General features: G+C 75.3%; 19 protein-coding genes and 1 tRNA gene. 14 read left to right on the forward strand and 6 right to left on the reverse strand.

What is annotated here, in order from left to right; all coding sequences use genetic code 11:
* The first annotated feature begins 11 nt into the window (after positions 1 to 11).
* Positions 12 to 88, forward strand: a tRNA-Thr gene (locus IEY94_RS10350).
* 125 nt (positions 89 to 213) lie between these two features.
* Here IEY94_RS10350 and IEY94_RS10355 read toward each other — a convergent pair.
* Positions 214 to 819, reverse strand: a complete 606-nt coding sequence (locus IEY94_RS10355; RefSeq protein WP_189169910.1) for a hypothetical protein — start codon at positions 817 to 819, stop codon at positions 214 to 216.
* 139 nt (positions 820 to 958) lie between these two features.
* Here IEY94_RS10355 and IEY94_RS10360 point away from each other — a divergent pair, with 139 nt between their 5' ends.
* From IEY94_RS10360 to paaN, 8 genes are all read left to right on the forward strand, one after another.
* Positions 959 to 2710, forward strand: coding sequence for an NAD-binding protein (locus IEY94_RS10360; RefSeq protein WP_189169911.1), 1752 nt, complete (start codon positions 959 to 961; stop codon positions 2708 to 2710).
* 110 nt (positions 2711 to 2820) lie between these two features.
* Positions 2821 to 3525, forward strand: a complete 705-nt coding sequence (locus tag IEY94_RS10365) for a phosphatase PAP2 family protein (protein ID WP_189169912.1) — start codon at positions 2821 to 2823, stop codon at positions 3523 to 3525.
* A 135-nt stretch (positions 3526 to 3660) separates the two neighbouring features.
* Positions 3661 to 4446: a DeoR/GlpR family DNA-binding transcription regulator gene (locus tag IEY94_RS10370; protein WP_189169913.1), complete on the forward strand. Its 786-nt coding sequence runs from the start codon at positions 3661 to 3663 to the stop codon at positions 4444 to 4446.
* Between the two features lie 71 nt (positions 4447 to 4517).
* Positions 4518 to 5492, forward strand: coding sequence for an ABC transporter ATP-binding protein (locus IEY94_RS10375; RefSeq protein ID WP_189169914.1), 975 nt, complete (start codon positions 4518 to 4520; stop codon positions 5490 to 5492).
* Complete coding sequence (locus IEY94_RS10380) at positions 5489 to 6490, forward strand: ABC transporter permease subunit (RefSeq protein WP_189169915.1); 1002 nt, start codon at positions 5489 to 5491, stop codon at positions 6488 to 6490. Before IEY94_RS10375 ends, IEY94_RS10380 begins: the two co-directional genes overlap by 4 nt.
* A complete protein-coding gene (locus tag IEY94_RS23455; RefSeq protein ID WP_229783504.1) occupies positions 6487 to 7017 on the forward strand; it encodes a DUF3263 domain-containing protein in 531 nt (176 codons plus the stop codon). The genes IEY94_RS10380 and IEY94_RS23455 overlap by 4 nt, the downstream gene beginning before the upstream one ends.
* Before the next feature lie 368 nt (positions 7018 to 7385).
* Entirely contained in the window at positions 7386 to 8432 is a 1047-nt protein-coding gene (locus tag IEY94_RS10390; protein WP_189169916.1) for a GNAT family N-acetyltransferase, read from the forward strand.
* A gap of 28 nt (positions 8433 to 8460) precedes the next feature.
* Positions 8461 to 10128, forward strand: coding sequence for a phenylacetic acid degradation protein PaaN (paaN, locus tag IEY94_RS10395; protein ID WP_189169917.1), 1668 nt, complete (start codon positions 8461 to 8463; stop codon positions 10126 to 10128).
* A gap of 41 nt (positions 10129 to 10169) precedes the next feature.
* Here paaN and IEY94_RS10400 read toward each other — a convergent pair whose 3' ends face one another.
* Both IEY94_RS10400 and IEY94_RS10405 read right to left on the reverse strand, forming a co-directional pair.
* Entirely contained in the window at positions 10170 to 10673 is a 504-nt protein-coding gene (locus IEY94_RS10400; RefSeq protein ID WP_189169918.1) for a GNAT family N-acetyltransferase, read from the reverse strand.
* 88 nt (positions 10674 to 10761) lie between these two features.
* On the reverse strand, positions 10762 to 11547 hold the full coding sequence (locus IEY94_RS10405) for a hypothetical protein (protein WP_189169919.1): 786 nt from the start codon (positions 11545 to 11547) through the stop codon (positions 10762 to 10764).
* Between the two features lie 470 nt (positions 11548 to 12017).
* Here IEY94_RS10405 and IEY94_RS10410 point away from each other — a divergent pair, with 470 nt between their 5' ends.
* The 3 genes from IEY94_RS10410 (at position 12018) to groL (ending at position 15011) form a co-directional block, all read left to right on the forward strand.
* Complete coding sequence (locus IEY94_RS10410) at positions 12018 to 12221, forward strand: cold-shock protein (protein ID WP_033342363.1); 204 nt, start codon at positions 12018 to 12020, stop codon at positions 12219 to 12221.
* Between the two features lie 215 nt (positions 12222 to 12436).
* Complete coding sequence (locus IEY94_RS10415) at positions 12437 to 13057, forward strand: hypothetical protein (RefSeq protein ID WP_189169920.1); 621 nt, start codon at positions 12437 to 12439, stop codon at positions 13055 to 13057.
* A 331-nt stretch (positions 13058 to 13388) separates the two neighbouring features.
* Positions 13389 to 15011 (forward strand): chaperonin GroEL, encoded by a 1623-nt coding sequence (gene groL / locus IEY94_RS10420; protein ID WP_189169921.1) that lies wholly within the window; start codon positions 13389 to 13391, stop codon positions 15009 to 15011.
* 73 nt (positions 15012 to 15084) lie between these two features.
* On the opposite strand, the gene IEY94_RS10425 is transcribed toward groL, so the two are convergent.
* Positions 15085 to 15414 (reverse strand): hypothetical protein, encoded by a 330-nt coding sequence (locus tag IEY94_RS10425; RefSeq protein WP_189169922.1) that lies wholly within the window; start codon positions 15412 to 15414, stop codon positions 15085 to 15087.
* Positions 15411 to 15971 carry a DUF6232 family protein gene (locus IEY94_RS10430; protein ID WP_189169923.1) on the reverse strand — a complete coding sequence of 187 codons (561 nt, stop codon included), beginning with the start codon at positions 15969 to 15971 and terminating at the stop codon, positions 15411 to 15413. The genes IEY94_RS10425 and IEY94_RS10430 overlap by 4 nt, the downstream gene beginning before the upstream one ends.
* A 184-nt stretch (positions 15972 to 16155) precedes the next feature.
* On the opposite strand from IEY94_RS10430, the gene IEY94_RS10435 reads away from it, so the two are divergent.
* On the forward strand, positions 16156 to 17352 hold the full coding sequence (locus tag IEY94_RS10435; RefSeq protein WP_189169924.1) for a dipeptidase: 1197 nt from the start codon (positions 16156 to 16158) through the stop codon (positions 17350 to 17352).
* A 4-nt stretch (positions 17353 to 17356) separates the two neighbouring features.
* Here IEY94_RS10435 and IEY94_RS23970 read toward each other — a convergent pair whose 3' ends face one another.
* Complete coding sequence (locus IEY94_RS23970; RefSeq protein ID WP_268244832.1) at positions 17357 to 19699, reverse strand: S8 family serine peptidase; 2343 nt, start codon at positions 19697 to 19699, stop codon at positions 17357 to 17359.
* Positions 19700 to 19838: 139 nt separating this feature from the next.
* On the opposite strand from IEY94_RS23970, the gene IEY94_RS10445 reads away from it, so the two are divergent.
* Positions 19839 to 21611, forward strand: coding sequence for a glycerol-3-phosphate dehydrogenase/oxidase (locus tag IEY94_RS10445; RefSeq protein WP_189170230.1), 1773 nt, complete (start codon positions 19839 to 19841; stop codon positions 21609 to 21611).
* Positions 21612 to 21619 lie beyond the last annotated feature (8 nt).

The following is a 21619-nucleotide window of genomic DNA, read 5'->3' on the forward strand; positions in this document are numbered from 1 at the left end:
CTTGCAGCCGTGCCCTTGTAGCTCAGTTGGCCAGAGCAGCCGCCTTGTAAGCGGCAGGTCGCCGGTTCGAGTCCGGCCGGGGGCTCCACAGCCGTCCTCGGGGATCATGGGCTGAGCCGCCGAATGCCCGGTATTTCACCCCGTGTTGATCGCACACATGGTGAGGTGCCCCGGCTCGCGGTGAGCGGGGGCACCCCGTGGTGCGCGGGCGGGTTACTTGGTGTCGCGGTCGGGGTCGGCCGCGTCGAACAGCTCCGGGTGGGCCGCCGTCATCTCCTCCCAGATCACCGCCGGCAGCGGCGACTGGCGGTCCTTGGCGTGCCAGACGCCCAGCAGGTCCACCCGCATGCCCTCCGGCTCGCGCATCCGCGGCACCCGGGCCCGCCCGCGCGCCGGCGCCGGCGCGGACAGCGGCGCCAGCGGTACCGGCTTGAGCAGCGCCTCCGCCGCCTCCTCGGCCCCGCCGGCCGCCGTCTCCTCGGCCCGGCCGGCGGCCGCCCCGTCGGCGGCGTCGGTGTCGGGTGCGGCCGTACCGGTCTCGTCGGCCGTGCTGCGCGCGCTGATCGCCAGCGGGCGGCGCGTCGTCGTCGTGGTCTCGCTCATGGCCACCTCCGGGTGCTGCGGGTCGGGCGGGCTGGTCGGTGTCTTGGCGACCGCGCGGGCGGCGCCGACGTACGGTCGCGGGGCGGCGACGCCGGGCAGGCTGTCGGGGAGCCGGTGGGCGCCGACCGGGTTGAGGAGGGCGTCGAGGATGTCCGGGGTGCGGCTGTCGGCAGCGACATCCACCGAACGGCTGGTGCGCGCGAACTTGTTGTCCATCCTGGAGTCCATTCAAATCTGCGAACCGGTGAACGCCGGGCCAGCACCACGCCAACGCGGCAGGAGAACTCGTCTATTTCGGTCAACGAGTCACTGTGGAGCCCCGTTTCGGCATGGTTCTTTAACATATGATTTGTCCATGTCCACTGACGACTGGCGCGAACGCGCGCTGCGGGCCCTCGCCGGGCGGGTGCCGCCCGCTCTCCGCCGCGGCCCCGAGGATGCGCCCCGACTCGTGGTCTGCGGCGACACTCTGCTCGCCCACGAGTTGATCCGGGAGTTGCAGACAGGTGACGCCCGAATAACCGCGGTGATCCCGCGCCAGCGGAATCGCCGGTCCGCGGACGTGGAGAGCATCCGGGGCGTCCGGCTGGTCCGGGCCGACCGCACCGACGCCGCCGCGCTGCGCGCCGCCGGCGTGGCCGGCGCCGACGCCGTGGCGCTCACCGACCCGGACGACGTGGCGAACCTGCACGCCGCACTGTGCGCCCGCGAGGTGAACCCCGGCGTACGGCTGGCCATCCGCATGTTCAACTCCCAGCTCGCCGCCGGCACCCGGGAACTGATCCCCGACTGCGTGGTGCTGTCCGACGCGTCGATGGCGGCGCCGGCGTTCGTCGCCGCGGCGCTGGGTGCCGTCGTACCCGAGCACTTCCGCCTCTTCGGCCGCACCCTCACGGTCGCCCGGCGGGCCGACACCCGGCCCGGCGAGGTGGTCTGCGGGCTGGCCGCCCCCGGCCCGGACGGCCGGACGGTCCTGCTGCCCGCGGACGAGGCCGCCGCCGACCTGGTGCTCGCCGAGGCGCCCGGCCGGTCCAACGGCGCCGCCCGCGAGGTGCGCCGGCTGGCCCGGACCGGCCGCTGGCGGCGGCCGTTCACCGACGCCTGGTGGACGCTGCGCGAGCTGGGGCGCCGCGGGACGACCGTCGCGCTCGCCGTCTGCGTGCTGGCGGTGGCGGTGGCCGGCGCGGTGCTCGCCCGGGCCCAGCGGGTGCCGGACCTCTTCGAGGGCCTGTACCTGGTCCTGCTCACCGCCGCCGGCAACGCCGACATCGAGCCGGCGGCCGGCGGGCCGGCGCAGGCCGCGCAGCTCGTGCTGACGCTGGCCGGGCTGGCGTTCGTGCCGCTGCTGACCGCGGTGATCGTCGAGACGCTGGTCAGCGTGCGGCTGGCCCGCGAGACGCACCGGCTGCGCCACCCGTGGCAGGACCACATGGTCGTGGTCGGGCTGGGGCACGTGGGCGTCCGGGTGATCCGGCAGCTCCGGGACCTGGGCGCGGAGGTGGTCGCGGTCGAGCGGGACCCGGCCGTCCGCGGGGTCGGCGTGGCCCGCGAGCTGGACGTACCGGTGATCATCGGCGACGCCGCCGACGAGGGCGTGCTGCGCGCCGCCCGGGTCGAGCAGTGCCGGGCGCTGGTGGTGCTGTCGACCGACGACGTAGCGAACCTGGAGTCCGCGCTGACCGCCCGCGCGCTGCGCCCGGACCTGCGGGTGGTGCTGCGGCTGTTCGACGGGGACTTCGCCGAGCGGGTCCAGCGGACGTTCCGGATCGCGATCTCGCGCAGCGTGGCCAAGGTGTCGGCCCCGATGTTCGCGGCGCAGATGCAGGACCGCGAGGTGTTCGCGACGATCCCGGTCGACCGCAACGTGCTGCGGGTCGCCCGGTTGACCGTGGCCGAGGGGGCGCCGCTGAGCGGGGCGCCGGTCGGCGCCGCGGCGCGGCCGGGGCAGGTCCGGGTGATCGCGGCGGAGGTCGGCGGCGAGCGCCACTGGAACCCGGACCCGGGCCTGGTGCTCGCGCCCGGCGACCGGGTGGTGGCGGTCTGCCGCGGCGAGGGCCTGGCCCACCTGGCGGCGAGCGCCCAACTCCTCCCACCCCACCAGCCCTGACGCGGCCCCCGCGCCCGGCGGGCGCCGACAGCCGACGGCCCGGGGCCCGGCGCGGCGGTCGGCGGGTGGCGCGGCGGCGCGGGCTGGTCGGCGCGGGCTAGCGTGGCCGTATGGCGGGGCAGCGGGTGCGGTTCGGGTGGTGGTACGAGGCGGTGCTCCTCGGCGTGGTCGTCGGCGTCACCGCGGCGCTGGCCACCGGCCACCTCGGCGGGCTGGACCTCGCCGTCCGGGACTGGTGCGCCGCGCACCGCGGGGCCGTCGCCGTCGGCGTCGCCCGGGCGTTCAACCTGCTCGGCCAGGGCGGGCCGCTCACGCTGATCGCCGTCGGCCTGGCCGGCTGGCTCGCCGGGCGCCGGCGGTCGGTGCGGCCGCTGCTGCCGGTGGCGTTCGTGTTCGGGGCGCTGTACCTGACGATCGGGCCGCTGAAGCTGTGGTCCGGCCGGCCGTACCCGCGCGAGGCCGTCGACCCGCACCCGGAGCTGTTCTTCCGCGCGGTGGAGCACGACCGGGCGTTCCCGTCCGGGCACACCGCCAACGCCGTGGTCTGGCTCGGCGTGATCGTCCTGCTGGCGGGGGCGCTGCGCCGGGCGTACGGGCGGGCGTCGGTCGCGCCGCGCGCGGTCGCGGTGCTGCGGGTGGCGGCGCCGGTGATCGTGGTCGCGACGACGGTCTACTTGCAGTACCACTGGCTCACCGACTCGATCGTCGGCCTGGCCATCGGCCTGCTGCTCGACCGCCTGCGCCAGCGGGTCCCGTGGGACCGGGTGCCGCTGCCCGGTGTACCGGAGCGCTGGCGCCGCCCGGCCCTCGACTGACCCCGGCCCCCGGCCCCCGGTCGCGCGGTCGCGCAGGCGCGGCGTTTGCCACTCCGCCTTTTCGCGCACTATCGTGCGCGCTACAGGCGGTTTCGCGCAGGAACGGAGCGCGAACGGGCGCGGCGGAGGAGTCAGGTGGACCGGTACGCGCGCTGGAATGCGCTCCTCGAACTGCTCGCCGAGTCCGGCCGCACCACCGTCGACCAGGCCGCCGAGCGGCTGGGGGTGTCCCGGGCCACGATCCGGCGCGACTTCGACCAGCTCGCCCAGCAGCAGATGATCACCCGGACCCGGGGCGGGGCCGTCGCCAACGGCGTCTCGTACGACCTGCCGCTGCGGTACAAGACGGCCAAGCACTCGGCCGAGAAGCAGCGGATCGGCGCCGCCGCCGCGGCCCTGGTCGCGCCGGGCATGGTGGTCGGGCTGAACGGCGGCACCACCACCACCGAGGTCGCCCGCGCCCTGGCCGCCCGGGCGGACCTGGCCAGCGGCGCCGAGCACACCCCGCTGACCGTCGTCACCAACGCGCTGAACATCGCCAACGAGCTGCTGGTCCGCAGCCGGATGAAGATCGTGGTGACCGGCGGGGTGGTCCGGCCGCAGTCGTTCGAGCTGGTCGGGCCGCTGGGCGGCGGCATCCTCCGCGAGGTGACCCTGGACCTGGCCCTGCTCGGGGTGGACGCCCTCGACGTCACCCTCGGTGCCGCCGCGCACCACGAGGGGGAGGCGGCGATGAACGCGCTGATGGTCCAGCGCGCCCGCCGGGTCGTGATCATCGCGGACTCGTCCAAGCTGGGCGGTCACGCGTTCGCCCGGATCTGCCCCATCGACCGGATCGAGACGCTGGTGACCGACTCCGGCGCGCCGGAGTCCGTGGTGGAGACGTTCCGGGACGCCGGGGTGACGGTCGTCCGAGCCTGATCATGGCGGCGGACACACAGGATGGTCATCGATGGGTAGGGTGGCCGGATGAGGCGCGACAGAGGCGGATCATGACGGCCGTCGTCGAGATCGAGGGCCTGATCAAGTCGTACCGGCGGCGCGGCCGGCGGCACCGCGCGCTCGGCGGTTTCACCATGGCGGTCGAGCAGGGGCACGTGCACGGCTTCCTCGGGCCCAACGGCTCCGGCAAGACCACGACCCTGCGCGCGCTGCTCGGCCAGATCCGGGCCGACGGCGGCGCGATGCGGATGTTCGGCCGGCTCGTCCCCGGCGCGCTGCCCGACGTCCTCGGCCGGGTCGGCGCGGTGATCGAGAACCCGCGGTTCTTCCCCGGCTTCTCCGGCCGGGACACCCTCCGGCTGCTCGCCGACGCCGGCGGCGTCGCCCGCAAGCGGGTGGACGAGGTGCTGGGCACCGTCGGCCTCGCCGACCGCGCCGGCGACCGGGTGCGGACGTACTCGCTCGGCATGCGGCAGCGGCTCGCGGTCGCGTCCGCGCTGCTCAAGGATCCGGAGCTGGTCATCCTCGACGAGCCCGCCAACGGCCTCGACCCGGCCGGCATCCGGGAGATGCGCCGGCTCATGCGGGACCTGGCCGACCGCGGCGTGACCGTCCTGTTCTCCAGCCACATCCTCGGCGAGGTGCAGCAGGTCTGCGACGCCGTCACGATCATCGCCAACGGCAACCGGGTGGCCGCCGGGCCGGTGGACGAGGTGCTCGCCGCGCACGCCGACGGCGCCGTCCGGGTCCGGCTGGGCGCGGGCGAGCTGGGCCCGGCGGCCCGGGTGCTGGTCCGGGCCGGCGCGACCGTCCGCAACGAGGGCGACCACCTGCTCGTCGGCAACGTGCAGCGCCCGGCCTGGGTGACGTACGTGCTGGCCGAGCACGGCCTGTTCCTGGAGGAGCTGGTCCCGGCCACCGCCGACCTGGAGAGCGTGTTCCTGGCGCTCACCGGCGGCGACGCCGACCCGCCGGCCGCCGAGCCGGCCCCGGCCGCGCCCGCCCCCGAGGGGGTGGCGGCGTGAGGCTGCTGCGCGCCGAGGCCAGCCGGTTCGCCAAGCGGCGGCTGGTCCGCTGGGGCGTCCTCGGCCTGCTCGCCGCGCTCGCGCTGGTGCTGGCCGGGGTGAGCCAGCAGAGCCGGCCGGCCACCGCGGCGGCCCGTGCGGCCGCCGGCGCCGAGGCCGACCGGGCGTACGCGGCGGCGCTGGCCGAGCACCGGGCCCTGGTCGAGCGCTGCCGGGCCGACCGGGCCGCCGGCCGGGCGGCGTTCGCCGCCGACCCCGACTGCGGGGTGGGCGCGGAGCCGGCCCGGGAGTGGTACACGGCGGAGGGCTACCTGCCGTACCAGCTCGTGTTCGCCCGCGAGATCAGCGCGTTCATGCTGCTGTTCACGGCGCTGCTGGCGCTGCTCGCGGTACTGCTGGCGGCGTCGTTCATCGGCGCCGAGTGGCACTCGGGCGGGCTGGCGAACCTGCTGCTCTGGCGGCCGCAGCGCGGCCGGGTGCTGGCCGCGAAGCTCACCGTGGCGCTGGCCGGGACGCTGGTCGTCGGCGCGGTCGCCGCGGTGCTGTGGGTGGGCGCGGTCTGGGTGCTGGCCCGGTACGACGGCAGCCTCGCCGGGACGACCCCCGGCGTGCTCCGCTCGGTCGGCCTGGACGCCGCCCGGGCGGTGGGGCTGGCGCTGTTCGCCGCGGCGTTCGCGTTCTGCCTCGCCTCGGTCGGGCGGCACACGGCGGCGGCGTTCGGCGCGGTGCTCGCGGTCGGGCTGGTCTCCGAGGTGGGGGTGCGGTTCGCGGTCGGCGTGCTGCGGGTGCCGTTCCCGGACCGGTACCTGCTGTCGACGTACGCCGACGCGTGGCTGGGCAAGGTCACCACGATCCGGGCCGGCGACTGCCTCGACGCCGGCTGCCTGCTGCTGACCAGGGACGTGCACTGGTACGAGGCGCTGGTGGTCTTCGGCGCCGGGACGGCCCTGGCGGCGCTGGCGGCGTTCGGCACGATCGGGCGGCGGGCGATCACGTGAGCGAGCGGGTGACCCGGACGGCTGACGGGCGGGCCGCGGCGCCGGCGCCGCGGGTAGAGTCCGATCCGGATGGTGCCGCGCTGATCGGCGCCCCCGCACCGACCGACCCCCATCCCACCGAACTCCATCCCACCGAACCCGATCCCACCGAACCCGATCCCACGGGTACCGATCACGCCGGCACCGATCCGGGCGGCGCCGAGACCGTCGGTGCCGGTCCCGCGGGAGGCGGCGGCGCGGACGGCGCCGAGGCCGTCGGGGCCGAGACGCCGGACGCCGGGGCGGGCGGGCTCACCGACCGGGAGCGGGCGATCCTGGACTTCGAGCGGCGCTGGTGGCGCCACCCGGGGGCGAAGGAGCAGGCGGTCCTGGAGACGTTCGCGCTGTCGGCGACCCGGTACTACCAGGTGCTGCGCGGCCTGGTCGACAAGCCGGCCGCGGTGGCGTACGACCCGGTGCTGGTCAGCCGCCTGCGCCGGCTGCGCGCGCGCCGCACCCGGGCCCGCGGCGGCCCGATAGCCGATTGATACGTCTCGAAAAAGCACTTATCAGACTGTTTGCGCTGAATCAGCTAATAACATCCACCGAACAGTTTCTTTGCCTCAGCCGAACGTCCGATCACCGGTAGCGCTGGGTGAGGGTGAATTTGCCCTGCGTCGAGAAATGGCAGCGAAAAAGTCTTGACGACCGGTTTCCCCGCGGCGCACCATTTTCTAGCGGGGGGATGCACCGCCGTTACGACTTCGTTAGTCCTCACGTTCCCAGCACCGACGAGCCCTGCGCCGAAGGTGCTGTGCGGGCATCCTCCCGACCAAACGTGCACCGCATGGCCCCTCCTCTCGCGCGCCCGGAAATCCGGTCGCGCGAGCCGTGTTTCCGGGGCCACCCTGGGAGCATGCCGCTGACGATCGCCGCCGCCACCCCGGCCGACACCGACCTCTTCCCCGCCCTGCGCGCCCTCGACGCCGCCGTCGGCCGCGCCGATCGCTGGGACATGCCGCTGCTCGACGCGCAGCCGTACCTCGCGTTCCACCGCAATCCGCCGCCGGACCACGACGTCGCCTACGGCCTGGCGTACGCGGGCGCCGAGCTGGCCGGGTACACCTCGCTGCTGTTCCCGCTGCGGGAGAACACGCACACCGTCGAGGTGCACGTCCTCGACGTGCACCCGGAGCACCGGCGCCGCGGCGCCGGCCGCGCGCTCGCCGACTTCGCCGTCGCGCAGGCCCGCCGCCGCGGGCGGACCACCCTGCTCGGGCCGACGGCCAGGCAGCTCCCCGGCGGCCCGCCCCGCCCGGCCGCCGGCCCGGCCTTCGCCGCCGGGCTGGGCGCCGCGAACGCGCTGGACGAGGTCCGCCGCCGGCTGGACGTGCGCGCGGTCGACCCGGCCGCGCTGGCCGCCCTGGTCGACGCTGCCCGCCCGCACGCGGCCGGCTACTCGCTGGTGCGCTGGGGGGCCGCCGCGCCCGCCGAGTACGTCGAGGACGTCGCGTACCTGGACAGCCGGCTGCTCGGCGACGCCCCGCTCGGCGACCTGGCGCTGGAGCCGCAGCGGGTCGACGCCGCCCGGGTCCGGGCGACGGAGGAGCTGGCGGCCGCCCGGCTGGCCCGGCCGTACAACGTCGGGGCCCGGCACGACGCCACCGGCCGGCTGGTCGCCTGGACGCAGGTCCGCTGCACCGACAACGACCTGGGCCACGCCTGGCAGCAGATCACCCTCGTCGACCCGGCCCACCGCGGGCACCGACTGGGCCTGCTGATCAAGGCGGAGAACCTGCGGTACGCCCTGGCCGGCGAGCCCGGCCTGCGGGTGATCGACACGTTCAACGCCGCGGTGAACGGTCCGATGATCGCCATCAACGAGCAGCTCGGGTACCGCCCGCTGGACGGCTGGGACAACTGGCAGTGGGTGCTGCCGCCGGCGGCCACCGTCGATGGTTGAGCGGCGGCGGGTGCGGCATGATGAAGCCATGACGCACCCGCTTGCCACGGCCCACGCCGACACCCTGCAGCGCGCCCTGACCGCGATCGCCGAGCGGTCGTACTGGTCGAACTACCCCGAGTCGCCCAGCCCCCGCGTCTACGGCGAGACCGCGGCCGAGGACGGCCGGGCCGCGTACGAGGGGCTGCTGGGCGGCCGGTTCGCGATCGACGGCCAGCCCGCCGACGGGCAGTGGGTGGCCACCGAGCGCAGCCCGTTCGGCGGCGAGCTGGCGGTGGAGTACCCGCACGCCGACGCCGACGCGCTGGTCGCCGCCGCCCGGGCGGCGCTGCCGACCTGGCGGGACGCGGGCCCGCGGGCCCGCGCCGGGGTGTGCCTGGAGATCCTCGCCCGGATCCACCGGGACGTGTTCACCCTGGCCAACGCGGTGCAGTTCACCACCGGGCAGGCGTTCGTGATGGCGTTCCAGGCCGGCGGCGCGCACGCGCTGGACCGGGCGCTGGAGGCGGTCGCGTACGGGTACGCCGAGATGACCCGGCACCCGGCCGGCGCCGACTGGGAGAAGCCGGCGGGCAAGGGCGCCACGCTCGCCCTGACCAAGACCTTCCACGTCGTGCCGCGCGGGGTGGCGCTGGTCGTCGGCTGCCGGACGTTCCCGACCTGGAACTCGTACCCCGGCCTGTTCGCCTCGCTCGTCACCGGCAACCCGGTGCTGGTCAAGCCGCACCCGTCGGCGGTGCTGCCGCTGGCGCTGACCGTGCGGTACGCCCGCGAGGTGCTGGCCGCCGCCGGCTTCGACCCGAACCTGGTGCAGCTCGCCGCCGAGGCGCCGGGCGAGGCGCTGGCCAGCACGCTGGCCACCCACCCGGCGGTCCGGATCGTGGACTTCACCGGCTCGACCGAGTACGGCGACTGGCTGGAGGCCAACGCCGCGCAGGCCCAGGTGTACACGGAGAAGGCGGGCCTGAACAGCGTCGTCATCGACTCCACCGACGACTTCGCCGGCCTGTGCCGGAACCTGGCGTTCACGCTGACGCTGTACTCCGGGCAGATGTGCACGACCTCGCAGAACCTGTTCATCCCGGCCGGCGGCATCGGGACCGACCAGGGCCACAAGTCGTTCGACGAGGTCGCCGAGGGCATCGCCGCCGCGGTCGGCAAGCTGACCGGCGACGACGCCCGGGCGGTCGAGCTGACCGGCGCGATCGGCGACGAGCGAGTCCTGGAGCGGCTCGACGCCGCCCGCAAGGCCGGCGCGGTCGTGCTCGACTCCCGCGAGATCACCCACCCGGCCCACCCGGACGCCGTCGTCCGCACGCCGCTGCTGGTCAAGCTCGACGCCGCCGACACCGCGGTGTACGGCAGCGAGTGGTTCGGCCCGATCACCTTCCTCATCGCGGTCGAGTCGACAGCGGCCGCGGTGGACCTGCTGCGCCGGACCGTCGGCGAGCGCGGCGGCCTCACCCTCGGCGTGTACAGCACCTCCCCGGCAGTGCTGGACGCCGTCGAGGAGGCGGCGCTGGACGTCGGCGTGCACCTGTCGGCGAACCTGACCGGCGGGGTGTTCGTCAACCAGTCGGCGGCGTTCAGCGACTTCCACGGCAGCGGCGCGAACGCGGCGGCGAACGCCGCGCTGACCGACGGCGCGTACGTGGCCAGCCGGTTCCGCATCGTCCAGTCCCGCCGCCACCGCTGACCCGGCCGCCCGGCCCGCCCTTCCGGGGTGGGCCGGTGGCGTCAGGCCGGGCGGCGGAGGCGGATCTCCGTCTCGCCCGGCTTGGTCGGGTGCGGCAGCAGCTCGCCGGTCCCGACGAAACCCAGTTTCGCGTACGCCCGCTCGGCCCGGTCGTTGCCGGTGACCACCTCCAGCACGAGGTGCGGCCGCCCGATCGACCGGGCCCAGCCGGCGAGCGCGTCGACCAGCCCGCCGAGCACGCCGGTGCCGCGGTGGCCCGGCGCGACGTACACCGCGAACAGCGTCACCGCGGCCGGGTCGTGCGGCGTCGGCGCCCCGGCGGCGGTCGCGACGAACCGGCCGCGGTGCACCGCGACGAACTGCGCCACCCGGTCGCTGCCGGCCCGCTCGGCGGTCAGCGCGGCCAGCTCGGCGTCGGACCGCGCGGCGAAGGCGGCGGCGGTCTCCAGGTACGCGTCGGGGGAGTCGGCGAGCATCTCCAGCCGGACGGCCCGGACCGCCGCCGCGTCGGCGGCGGTCACCCGCCGGATCACCACGTCGCTCATCGACCCATCCTCCCGGGCCGCCCGCCGCGCCGCCGCGGCGCGGCGCGGGCGGGTGGGGCGGCCCGGGCGGTGGCCGGCGGCCGGGCGGTCAGCGGGCGAGGAGCTGGGTGCCGACCGACCGGCAGAGGTCCCGACCGTACGCGAAGCCGAGCTTGCTCGGGTACCGGGCCAGCACGCCGAGCACCCACTCCGGCGCGATGGCCAGGCAGCTCACGTGCCAGAGTTCGTCCTCCTCGCGCAGCAGCCACCCGTTCTTGATGGCCACGGCGGTCGCGGCGTCCGCCGGCAGCGCCGCCCGGACGCCGAAGTCGCCGGTGCCGCGGACGTTGCGCATCTGGTCGACCACCCAGGTCGTCCAGCGCGGCCCGGCGGCCCGGCCGTCGGCGACGCACAGTCCGATCCGGACGGTGTCCCGGGCCGAGGTGACCGTGTTGCTCCACCGGCCGGGCACCGGCGTGGTCTCGGTGAGGCCGCAGGTGGCGACCATCCGGCGGATCGAGGACTCGCGGCCCATCTCCTCGTACAGGTCCTCGGCCGGGCCGTTCTCCGAGTCGCGGATCATCGTGGCGATCCGGTCCAGCCGCTCCGCGCCGGGGTCCCGGTTGCGGTAGAACTGCTGGCGCAGGAAGTCCGACGCCAGCCACACCTTGATCATGGACATCGTGTCGCTCGTGGCGGCCTGGTTGGGCGAGCCGGTGATCCGCCCGGTGTTGCGGTCCAATAGGGCCCATGAGGCGAAACCGGGCGCCCGTACGGCCACCGGCTGTGGCGACAGCGTCACGGCCTGCGGCCGGGCCGGCTGTGCGGGGACGATCCGCGGTGTCGGATCGTCGACCACGAGTGCACTGATGGTGAAGCCCAGTCCGATCACCACCAGTAGTGCTACTGATGCGTACAGAACTTGTCGCAGGTGAGGAGGGGTGTCGCTGGGGCGGCGATGCGCGGGAGAGTGAGATGCCGGTGACACAGAGGACTAACGAGCGCGCCCCGAATACGGCCACGGTGTCCGGTTTGGGGCTGTGCGACGTCTGGTGCGTCGTGTAGCGTTCGAATCACTGCGTTCGGCGATCCTGCCGGACAAGGGATCACAACGGCTGACGTACGCATGGCGGACGGATGGCCGAGTCGTGAATCGGCTTGGTCGGGAGTGATCCGGGCCGAGGACGGGGCTGATGAGGACGGTGTTCGACGGGACGCCGACCACGGCGACGTCCCACCGGCACGGCACGGCGTGAACGGCACCACATACGCGGCGCACGACTCAGACGACACGGCGGCCCCGATCGGCGTACCTGCCCGGTCGGGGGTCGGAGACCCCGCACCATCACAGTGAGGAAGTGCACCGTGGCACAGGGCACCGTTAAGTGGTTCAACAGCGAAAAGGGCTACGGCTTCATCGCCGTCGACGGGGGCCAGGACGTGTTCGTCCACTTCTCGGCGATCGAGATGGACGGATACAAGGCCCTGGACGACGGCCAGCGGGTAGAGTTCGAGATCGCGCAGGGGCAGAAGGGTCCGCAGGCCGAGAAGGTCCGGGTCATCGCCTGATTCGGCCGGTGCTCTGCCGGAGCCGGTGAAACGAGCCACGTAAGGCGTCGATGGACGACCATCGACGCCTTCATCAACTCCCCGCGCGCCGCACCCCCGGTGCGGTCGACTCCGCCGCGGGGGGACGGGGCCATGACAACGACGCCGGCACCGCCGTGGTCGGACCCGCTCGTCAGCTTCCCCTGACCCGGTTCGCCGGCTGGTGGCGGTGCACGATGCGGACGCTGGCCGCCGGCTGGCCCGGTGCCGTCCTGGTCTCCCTGGTCGTACCGGGGCTGCCGACGGCGCTGGCGTACCTGCCGCTGCTGCGGTACTTCGGCACCGGCGGCACCGGCGCGCTGCCGGACCGGCCGCTGCTGCCGGACGACCCGCTGCCCCTGCTGGTCGCCGGGCTGGCGCCGCCGATCGTGCTGGCGCTGACCTACCCGCTGGGGTTCGCCGCCATCGCGCGCGTGCTGGTCCTGCGCGCGGCCGGCGAGCCGGCACCCGTGGGCGCGGCACTGCGGTACGCCGTGCGCCGCCTGCCCGGCCTGCTCGGGCCCTGCCTGGCCGCGGGCCTGCTCGTCGGGCTCGGCGCGCTGCTCTGCCTGCTGCCGGGCCTCGTCGTCCTCTTCGTGCTCAGCCTGGTCCCCGCGGTCGCGCTGTTCGAGCGGCGCCGGTCGCTGCGCCGCTCCGCCGCGCTGGTCGGCCGCCGGTGGGACGCCGTCCTCCTCGGCTGCGTGCTGGCCGGGCCCGGCTTCGTGCCGGTCGTCGCCGGCCTCCTGACCTGCTACGCCGAGGCCCGGGCGGGCGAGGCCCCGCTGTCCACCGCGACCCTGCGCGCCGAGCTGGGCTGACGCCGCGCCGGCCCGCCGCCGGCGCGCCGGCCGGGGGTCCCACGTGTGGTCGGTGCGGCCCCTGCCCGCTTGCACTCGACCGGGCAGAGTGCTAAACAAGGTGTTGGCACTCGCTGTCGTTGAGTGCCAGCTCAATGGTCGGGACGGTGGGGCCCCCGCCGGGCGCGCTGCGCCACTGGTGGGAGGCCGGTCGTCGCGGGCTATCCGGCCCGGCCGACGGTCGCGTGCGCCGTCCCGGCGCGCCGGTCGTAGGTGGGCGGAGCCCCCGCGCGCCCGGACGGGTGCGCGGTCGGCGCCGCAGTGTCGCTGATGTCCAGGAGGACAACGCCAGATGGCCAAGATCATTGCGTTCGACGAGGAGGCGCGCCGCGGCCTCGAGCGGGGTATGAACACCCTGGCCGACGCCGTCAAGGTGACGCTGGGCCCCAAGGGCCGCAACGTCGTGCTCGAGAAGAAGTGGGGTGCCCCCACCATCACCAACGATGGGGTGAGCATCGCCAAGGAGATCGAGCTGGAGGACCCCTACGAGAAGATCGGCGCCGAGCTGGTCAAGGAGGTCGCCAAGAAGACCGACGACGTCGCCGGTGACGGCACGACGACGGCGACCGTGCTGGCCCAGGCGCTCGTCCGCGAGGGTCTGCGCAACGTGGCCGCCGGCGCCAACCCGCTGGGTCTGAAGCGGGGCATCGAGGCCGCCGTGGCCAACGTCGCCGAGGAGCTGGCCAAGCTGGCCAAGGACGTGGAGACCAAGGAGCAGATCGCCTCCACCGCCTCCATCTCCGCCGGCGACCCGACCGTCGGCGAGATCATCGCCGAGGCGATGGACAAGGTCGGCAAGGAAGGCGTCATCACCGTCGAGGAGAGCAACACCTTCGGGCTCGAGCTCGAGCTCACCGAGGGCATGCGCTTCGACAAGGGCTACGTCTCGGCGTACATGATGACCGACGCCGAGCGCATGGAGGCCGACCTCGAGGACCCGTACATCCTCATCGTCGACTCCAAGATCTCCTCGGTGAAGGACCTGCTCCCGGTCCTGGAGAAGGTCATGCAGGGCGGCAAGCCGCTGCTGATCATCGCCGAGGACGTCGAGGGCGAGGCGCTGGCCACCCTGATCGTCAACAAGATGCGCGGCACCTTCAAGTCCGTCGCCGTCAAGGCGCCGGGCTTCGGCGACCGCCGCAAGGCCATGCTGGGCGACATCGCGATCCTGACCGGCGGCACCGTGGTCAGCGAGACCGTCGGCCTCAAGCTGGAGAACGTCGGCCTGGACATGCTGGGCCGCGCCCGCAAGGTCGTCATCACCAAGGACGAGACCACGATCGTCGACGGTTCCGGTGACGCCGAGCAGATCCAGGGCCGGGTCAACCAGATCCGCGCCGAGATCGACAACAGCGACTCGGACTACGACCGGGAGAAGCTGCAGGAGCGGCTGGCCAAGCTGGCCGGCGGCGTCGCGGTGATCAAGGTCGGCGCGGCCACCGAGGTCGAGCTGAAGGAGCGCAAGCACCGCATCGAGGACGCCGTGCGCAACGCGAAGGCGGCCGTCGAGGAGGGCATCGTCCCCGGTGGTGGCGTCGCGCTGGTGCAGGCCGGCAAGACCGCGTTCGACAAGCTGGACCTGACCGGCGACGAGGCCACCGGTGCCCAGATCGTCAAGGTGGCGCTGGACGCCCCGCTGCGGCAGATCGCCGTCAACGCGGGCCTCGAGGGCGGCGTCGTGGTGGAGAAGGTGCGCAACCTCCCCTCGGGCCACGGCCTCAACGCCGCCAACGGCGAGTACGTGGACCTGCTGGCCGCGGGCATCATCGACCCGGCCAAGGTGACCCGCTCGGCGCTGCAGAACGCCGCGTCGATCGCCGCGCTGTTCCTCACGACCGAGGTGGTCGTGGCGGACAAGCCGGAGAAGGACAAGGCCCCGGCCGCCCCGGGCGGCGACGGCGGCATGGACTTCTGATCCGCCGATAGCACCGCACACCCGGCCCCGGCCCCGGACGCGTCGCGCGTCCGGGGCCGGGTGCGTTCGTCCGTCAGGCGTTCACGATCTGGCCGATCAGGGCGACCACCACGGCCGCCGCCGTACCGCTGAGGGCGTCGAGCAGGAACCCGCCGCCGCGCCGCCGGACCGCGTCGAACAGCTCCGGCATGCGCTCGCGCTGGCGCAGGATCGCCTCGACCGTACCCGGGCCGGTCGGCGTGCCGTCGGCGGTCAGGTGGCCCTCGCGGTGCAGCAGGTCGATCAGCTCCCGGGCCCGGGCCACCGCCGGCCCCGGGTCGATCGACCCGACGACCTTGCCGATGTTGCCGTCGCCGTGCATCGAGATGTTGTCGCCGGTGTGGTGGTACTCCGCGGTCGTCATGCCAGCTTCCCCACATTCTTGTCGCCGTACATGTTGATCATGTCGCCGGTCAGGTTGACGATGAGCTGCTGCGGCACCTGGCGCACCACCTCGATTTCCGGCGGATCCTCGATGCAGCGAACAATGAGCTGCACCAGATCCTCGATGACCGTGAATTCCACGCTCGTGAGTACGGCCCGCGGACTGCCGGCCGTCACCAGTTCCAGGTTGAAGATGGGAACGAGCGGCCGGGCCCGCCGGATGAGGTACCCCAGAATCGCGACATAGCCGCCCAGCACGAGCAGCAGGACGACGCCGGAGGCGTTCGCGCCAGCGCTGTCGCCTCCGTTCCCGCCCGCCGAGCCGAACGCCCCGGCGGCGCAGCAGCCCAGCGCGAGCACGCCGCCGACCAGCCACCCGATCAGGCGGTTGCGCCGCCCGTGCGGGTTGATCGGGTCGAGCCGGGTGCTGCGCACAAGAGCGATGTTGTTGAGCGGGTATACCGCCGATCCGATGTGGATGGTACGTTTGGTGATGCGGACATCAATTGACCCCGGACTCACGGAATTCGGATCCATACCCCTGCCTTTCTGTTCCGGGCGCGGGGAGAGCGCGCCCGAGGACCCCCGGTGCTAGCGGAGTACGGATTTCAACGAGCCGATCTTTCGATGTGACATCGGTTCTTCGGGCATTGAAGTCGGCCCTGTCGTGCGCGCAGTGCAGTGACATGGCTCGACCCCCGGATTGTTGTACGGTCCAGGAATGACGTCGCAACGGATCACCGAGCTGCTCGCCACAGCGCCCATTCTGGACGGTCACAACGACCTCGCCTGGGAGATGCGGGTGCGGGTGGGGTACGACCTCGGGCGCCTCGATCCCGCCGCCGACCAGCGCGGCACCGGCCTGCACACCGACCTGCCCCGGCTCGCCGCCGGCGGCGTCGGGGCGCAGTTCTGGTCGGTCTACGTCGACGCGGAGGCGCCGCCGGAGCAGCACGTCACGGCGACCCTGGAGCAGATCGACTTCATCCACCGCTGGGTCGCCGCCCACCCCGACCGGCTCGCCCCGGCGGGCACCGCCGACGAGGTCGAGGCCGCCCGGGCGAGCGGCCGGATCGCCTGCCTGCTCGGCGCCGAGGGCGGGCACTCGATCGGCGGGTCGCTGGGGGCGCTGCGGATGCTGTACCGGCTGGGCGTCCGGTACCTGACCCTCACCCACAACGTGAACGTCGGGTGGGCGGACAGCGCCACCGACACCCCGGCCGCCGGCGGGCTGACCGCGTTCGGCCGCGAGGTCGTCGGCGAGATGAACCGGCTGGGGATGCTCGTCGACCTCTCGCACACCGCCCCGGCGACCATGCACGCCGCGCTGGACGCCAGCGCCGCCCCGGCGTTCTTCTCCCACTCCAACGCGCTGGCCCGCTGCGCCCACCCGCGCAACGTCCCGGACGACGTGCTGCGCCGGGTGCGCGACACCGGCGGGGTGGTGATGGCGACGTTCGTGCCGTGGTTCCTCACCGACGAGTGCCGGCAGTGGGCCGAGGGCGCGTTCGCCGAGCTGGACGCGCTGGCCGACCGGTATCCGCCGGGCAGCCCCGAGCTGGCCGCCGCGCGCGAGCGGTGGCGCGCGGCCCGGGCCGCCCCGCCGGTCGGGCCGGGGGACGTCGCCGACCACCTCGACCACCTGCGCGACGTCGCCGGGGTCGCCGGGGTCGGCCTGGGCGGGGACTTCGACGGTACGCCGATCGTGGTCCCCGGCCTGCCCGACGTCGCGGCGTACCCGGCGCTGCTGGCGCTGCTCGCCGAGCGCGGCTGGTCCGACGCGGACCTGGCCGCGCTGACCCGGCACAACGCGCTGCGGGTGCTGCGCGAGGCGGAGGCGGTGTCGGCGCGGCTGCGCCGCGAGCGCGACCCCTCGGTCGCCACCCTGGCCGCCCTCGACGGCCCGCCCGCCGCCTGAGGCGTCAGCCCGCGCGGGCGGCGGCCACCGCCGCGGCCGCGTCGACCAGGCCCGCGCCCGTGGCGTTCGCCGGGTCGCCGCCGCAGGTCACCCCGGCGCGCACGTCCCGGCTCGCCGTGCGGCGCAGCAGCTCCCGGGTGCCGGCGACGTCGCCGACCAGGCGCGGGTTCGCCGACCAGACCAGCGCGACCACGCCCGCGACGTGCGGCGTGGCCATCGACGTCCCGTCGTTGCGGGTGTACGTGCCGCCCGGCACCGCGGACAGGATGTCGGCGCCCGGCGCGACCACGTCCGGCTTCACCGCGCCGGCCGGCGTCGGCCCGCGGCTGGAGAACGAGGTGACCGCGCGGCCGGCGTCGACCGCGCCGACGGTGAACGCGTCCGGGTACGGCGCCGGCGGGTCGTCGATCGTCGCACAGCCGGGGCCCTCGTTGCCGGCGGCGGCGGCGAAGAACACCCCGGCGGCCCGGAACGCGGCGATCGCCGGGGCCAGCGAGGCGGTGTCGCAGCCCTCGGCGGCCGGGCAGCCCCACGAGTTCGTCAGCACGTGCGAGGCGCGGGCCGGGCGGCCGTCGCGGAACGGGTCGCCGCCGGGCGGGAACGGCGCCAGCATGAATTGCAGGCAGTCCAGGTACCGGGCCGGGTTGCCCAGGTTCCGGTCCAGGTTGACGCAGCCGACCCAGCCGGCGCCGGGCGCGACGCCGATCCCGCCCGCCCCGACGGCGGTGCCGAGCGTGTGCGTGCCGTGGCCGCCGCGGTCGGTGGGGGAGCGGCTGCCGTTCCACGGGTCGTACCAGGAGTCGTCCCCGCCGCGGAACGTGTTGCTCAGCCGCGGGTGCCGGCCGTCCACGCCGGAGTCGGACGTGCCGACGGTGATCCCGACGCCGGTGACGCCGGTCCGCCAGACCCGGTCGGCGCCGATCAGCCTGATGTTCCACGGCACGCCGACCGGGGCGGCGTCCTCGCCGCGGTTCGTCGGCACCGGCGCGGGCAGCGGGCGCAGCCGGGGGCTGAACAGCACCCGGGCGACGTCGGAGCGCCGTTCCAGCAGCGGGCGCAGGGCCGGGCCGGCGTCGACCTCGATGGCGTTGACCAGGTAGTACGGCGTGTACCGGAGGCCGCGGTCGGCCAGGTACGCGCGCAGGCCCGCCTGGGTGCGCTCGGCGTGCGCGACGAGCCCGGCGTACACCGCGCCGGTGCGGGCGGCGTGGCCGGGCAGGCCCGGCGGCGCGGCCGGGGCGGCGGGGGCGGCCTGGTCGCGCAGGACCACGAACAGCCGGTCGCCGAAGAAGCCCGGCTGCCCGGCGGCGGCGTACACGGCGGTGCCGGCGAGCAGCGTGGCGACCAGGGCGATCCCGGCGGTGACCCGGCCGGGGCCGGTCGGGCGGGCGAGCGCCGCGCAGGCCGCGCCGACCAGCCAGGCGGCGCCGACGGCGAGCAGGGTGCCGATCAGCGTCCAGTACGGCACGTCCCGGTCCAGCAGCAGGAGCGTGACCTCCTCGCCGTCCACGCCGGCCAGCGGCCCGAACGCGGCCAGCGCGACCAGGGCCCCGGCGGCCGCCCCGCCGCCGAGCGCGGCGGCGGCGAAGCCCGCGGCGCCGAGCACGAGCAGCACGGCCAGGTGCGGGCCGGCCGGCCCGGTGCCGGCGCCGAGCAGGAGCAGCGCCACGCCCGCGATCGGGCCGAGCGCAAGGGTGCGGCGCAGCCGCCCGGCCACCGGGTACGCCGCCCGGAAGCCGCGGCCGAGCAGGACGGCGGCGAGCGCGCCCACCGCGAGCGCGGCCAGGGCGGCCAGCGCGGTCTCGAGCGGGCCGCCGGCCGCGCCGAGCCACAGCCAGGGCAGCAGCACGACCGCGCCGGCGGCGGCGCCCAGCGGCAGCGCGCCGCGCGGCGCGGGCGGCGCGTCGACCCGGCGGTCGACCAGCCGGCCGGCGAGTGCGGCGAGGCCGGCGAGGAGGGCCAGCAGGAGCAGGTACCGCTCGTTCTCCGCCGGCGGGACCAGCCGGGCCGGGCCGAGCCAGGCGAGCAGCCCGGCGGCGGCCAGCCACAGCCGGCCGGTGTACCGGGCCCAGCCGGGGCGGGCGGCGACGGCGAGCAGCAGCGCGGGCAGCCCGACCAGCAGCGCGGTGCCGAGCGCGCCGGCGGTCCACAGCCAGTGCGGCAGCGCGCCCCCGGTGGCCAGCCGGAACTGGTCGACCACCCAGCCGGTGAGCTGCCCGCCCGCGGCGACGGCCGCGCTCCACAGGCCGACGAGGACGATGCCGACGATGCCGGCGGCCTTCCCGGTGGGCGGGGGCGGCGGGGCGAGGTACGGCGGCTGCGGGTGGGCGGGCCAGGGCGCATTCACGGACGAAACACTACGTGCCGCGCGCCCCGGCCGCGCCGCGTCCCACGCGGCCGGGGCGGGCGGCGGCATCGACGGGCGCCGCGATCGGCCGCCCGGCCCGGGGCCGGCGGGCTACGGTGGTGGCGTGCGTACGGCAACGGTGTCCCGGTCCGCGGCGAGCGAGCTGTCCCCCGAGCGGCGCCGCGCCGACCTGCGCCGGCTCGCGGACGGCGAGTTCGACGTGGTCGTCGTCGGCGGCGGCGTCACCGGCGCCGGGGCGGCGGTGGACGCCGCGTCGCGCGGGCTGCGGGTGGCGCTGGTCGAGGCGCGGGACCTGGCGGCGGGCACGTCCAGCCGGTCCAGCAAGCTGATCCACGGCGGGCTGCGGTACCTGGAGCAGTTCGAGTTCGGGCTGGTGCACGAGGCGCTGACCGAGCGCGGGTTGCTGGCCACCCGGCTCGCCCCGCACCTGGTCCGGCCGGTGCCGTTCCTGGTGCCGCTGGCCGCGCCGCCGGGGGTGCGCGGCTGGCCGGCGCGGGTGGCCCGGCGGGCGTACTACGGGGCGGGGCTGGCGTTGTACGACGCGTTCGCCACCGCCATGGGCTCCGGGCGCGGGATGCCGCTGCACCGGCACCTGTCCCGTGACGCCGCCCGGCGGCTGATGCCGAGCCTGCGCCCGGACGTGCTGACCGGCGCGATCCGGTACCACGACGCGCAGATGGACGACGCCCGGATGGTCGTCGCGCTCGCCCGCACCGCCGCGTCGCTGGGCGCGGCCGTGCTGACCAGCGCCCGGGTGACCGCGATCACCCGGACCGCGCGCGAGGTGACCGGCGTCCGGGTGACCGATGTGGAGGACGGCGCGGAGTACGCGGTCCGCGCCCGCACGGTGATCGCCGCGACCGGCGTGTGGAGCGACGACATCTCGGCCCTGCTGCGCGACGTCGGGGTGCGGCCGGGGCTGCGGGTGCGGGCGTCGAAGGGCGTGCACCTGGTGGTACCCCGGTCGGCGATCTCCGGGACCGCGGGGCTGATCCTGCGGACGGCCAGCTCGGTGCTGTTCGTGATCCCGTGGGAGGGGCACTGGATCATCGGCACCACCGACACCGACTGGACGTTCGACCGGGACCACCCGGCGGCGACCGCGCGGGATATCGCGTACCTGCTGGACCAGGTCAACCCCGTCCTCGACCGGCCGCTGACGACCGCGGACATCGAGGGCGTGTACGCCGGCCTGCGCCCGCTGCTGACCGGCGACTCCGAGGCCACCTCGGCGCTGTCCCGCCGGCACGCGGTGGTCGAGCCGATGCTGGGGCTGCTGCTGGTCGCGGGCGGGAAGTACACGACGTACCGGGTGATGGCCGCCGACGTCGTCGACCGCGCGGCCCGCCGGCTGCCCGCCCCGGTGCCGGCCTCGCGTACCGACCACCTGCCGCTGCTGGGCGCCGACGGGTACCACGCCGCCTGGCGGGACCGGGCCGACCTGGCCCGCCGGCACCAGGTCAGCGTCGGCGTGGTCGAGCACCTGCTGGAGCGGTACGGCAGCACGACCGTCGACGTGCTGCGCCGGGTCGCCGCCGACCCGGCGCTGGCCGCGCCGCTGCCGGGGGCGCCGGAGTACCTGGCCGCCGAGGTCGCCCACGCCGCCTCCGCCGAGGGCGCGCTGCACCTGGAGGACGTCCTCACCCGGCGGACCCGGATCTCGATCGAGACCGCGCACCGGGGCCTGGACACCGCCCCGGCGGCGGCCGCGCTGATGGGCGACGTGCTCGGCTGGGACGCCGCCCGGCGCGAGCGGGAGATCGACTGGTACCGGCAGCGGGTCGACGCCGAGCGGCGCTCGCAGGCGGTCGGCGACGACGCGGGCGCGGACGCGGTCCGGCGCACGGTGGCCGATGCGCGTGCGGCGGCGGGGAACCAGCGGGGCGGCTGAGGCGTCGC

Origin of the sequence: Pilimelia anulata (assembly GCF_014647895.1) — a bacterium.
Lineage (GTDB): Bacteria > Actinomycetota > Actinomycetes > Mycobacteriales > Micromonosporaceae > Pilimelia > Pilimelia anulata.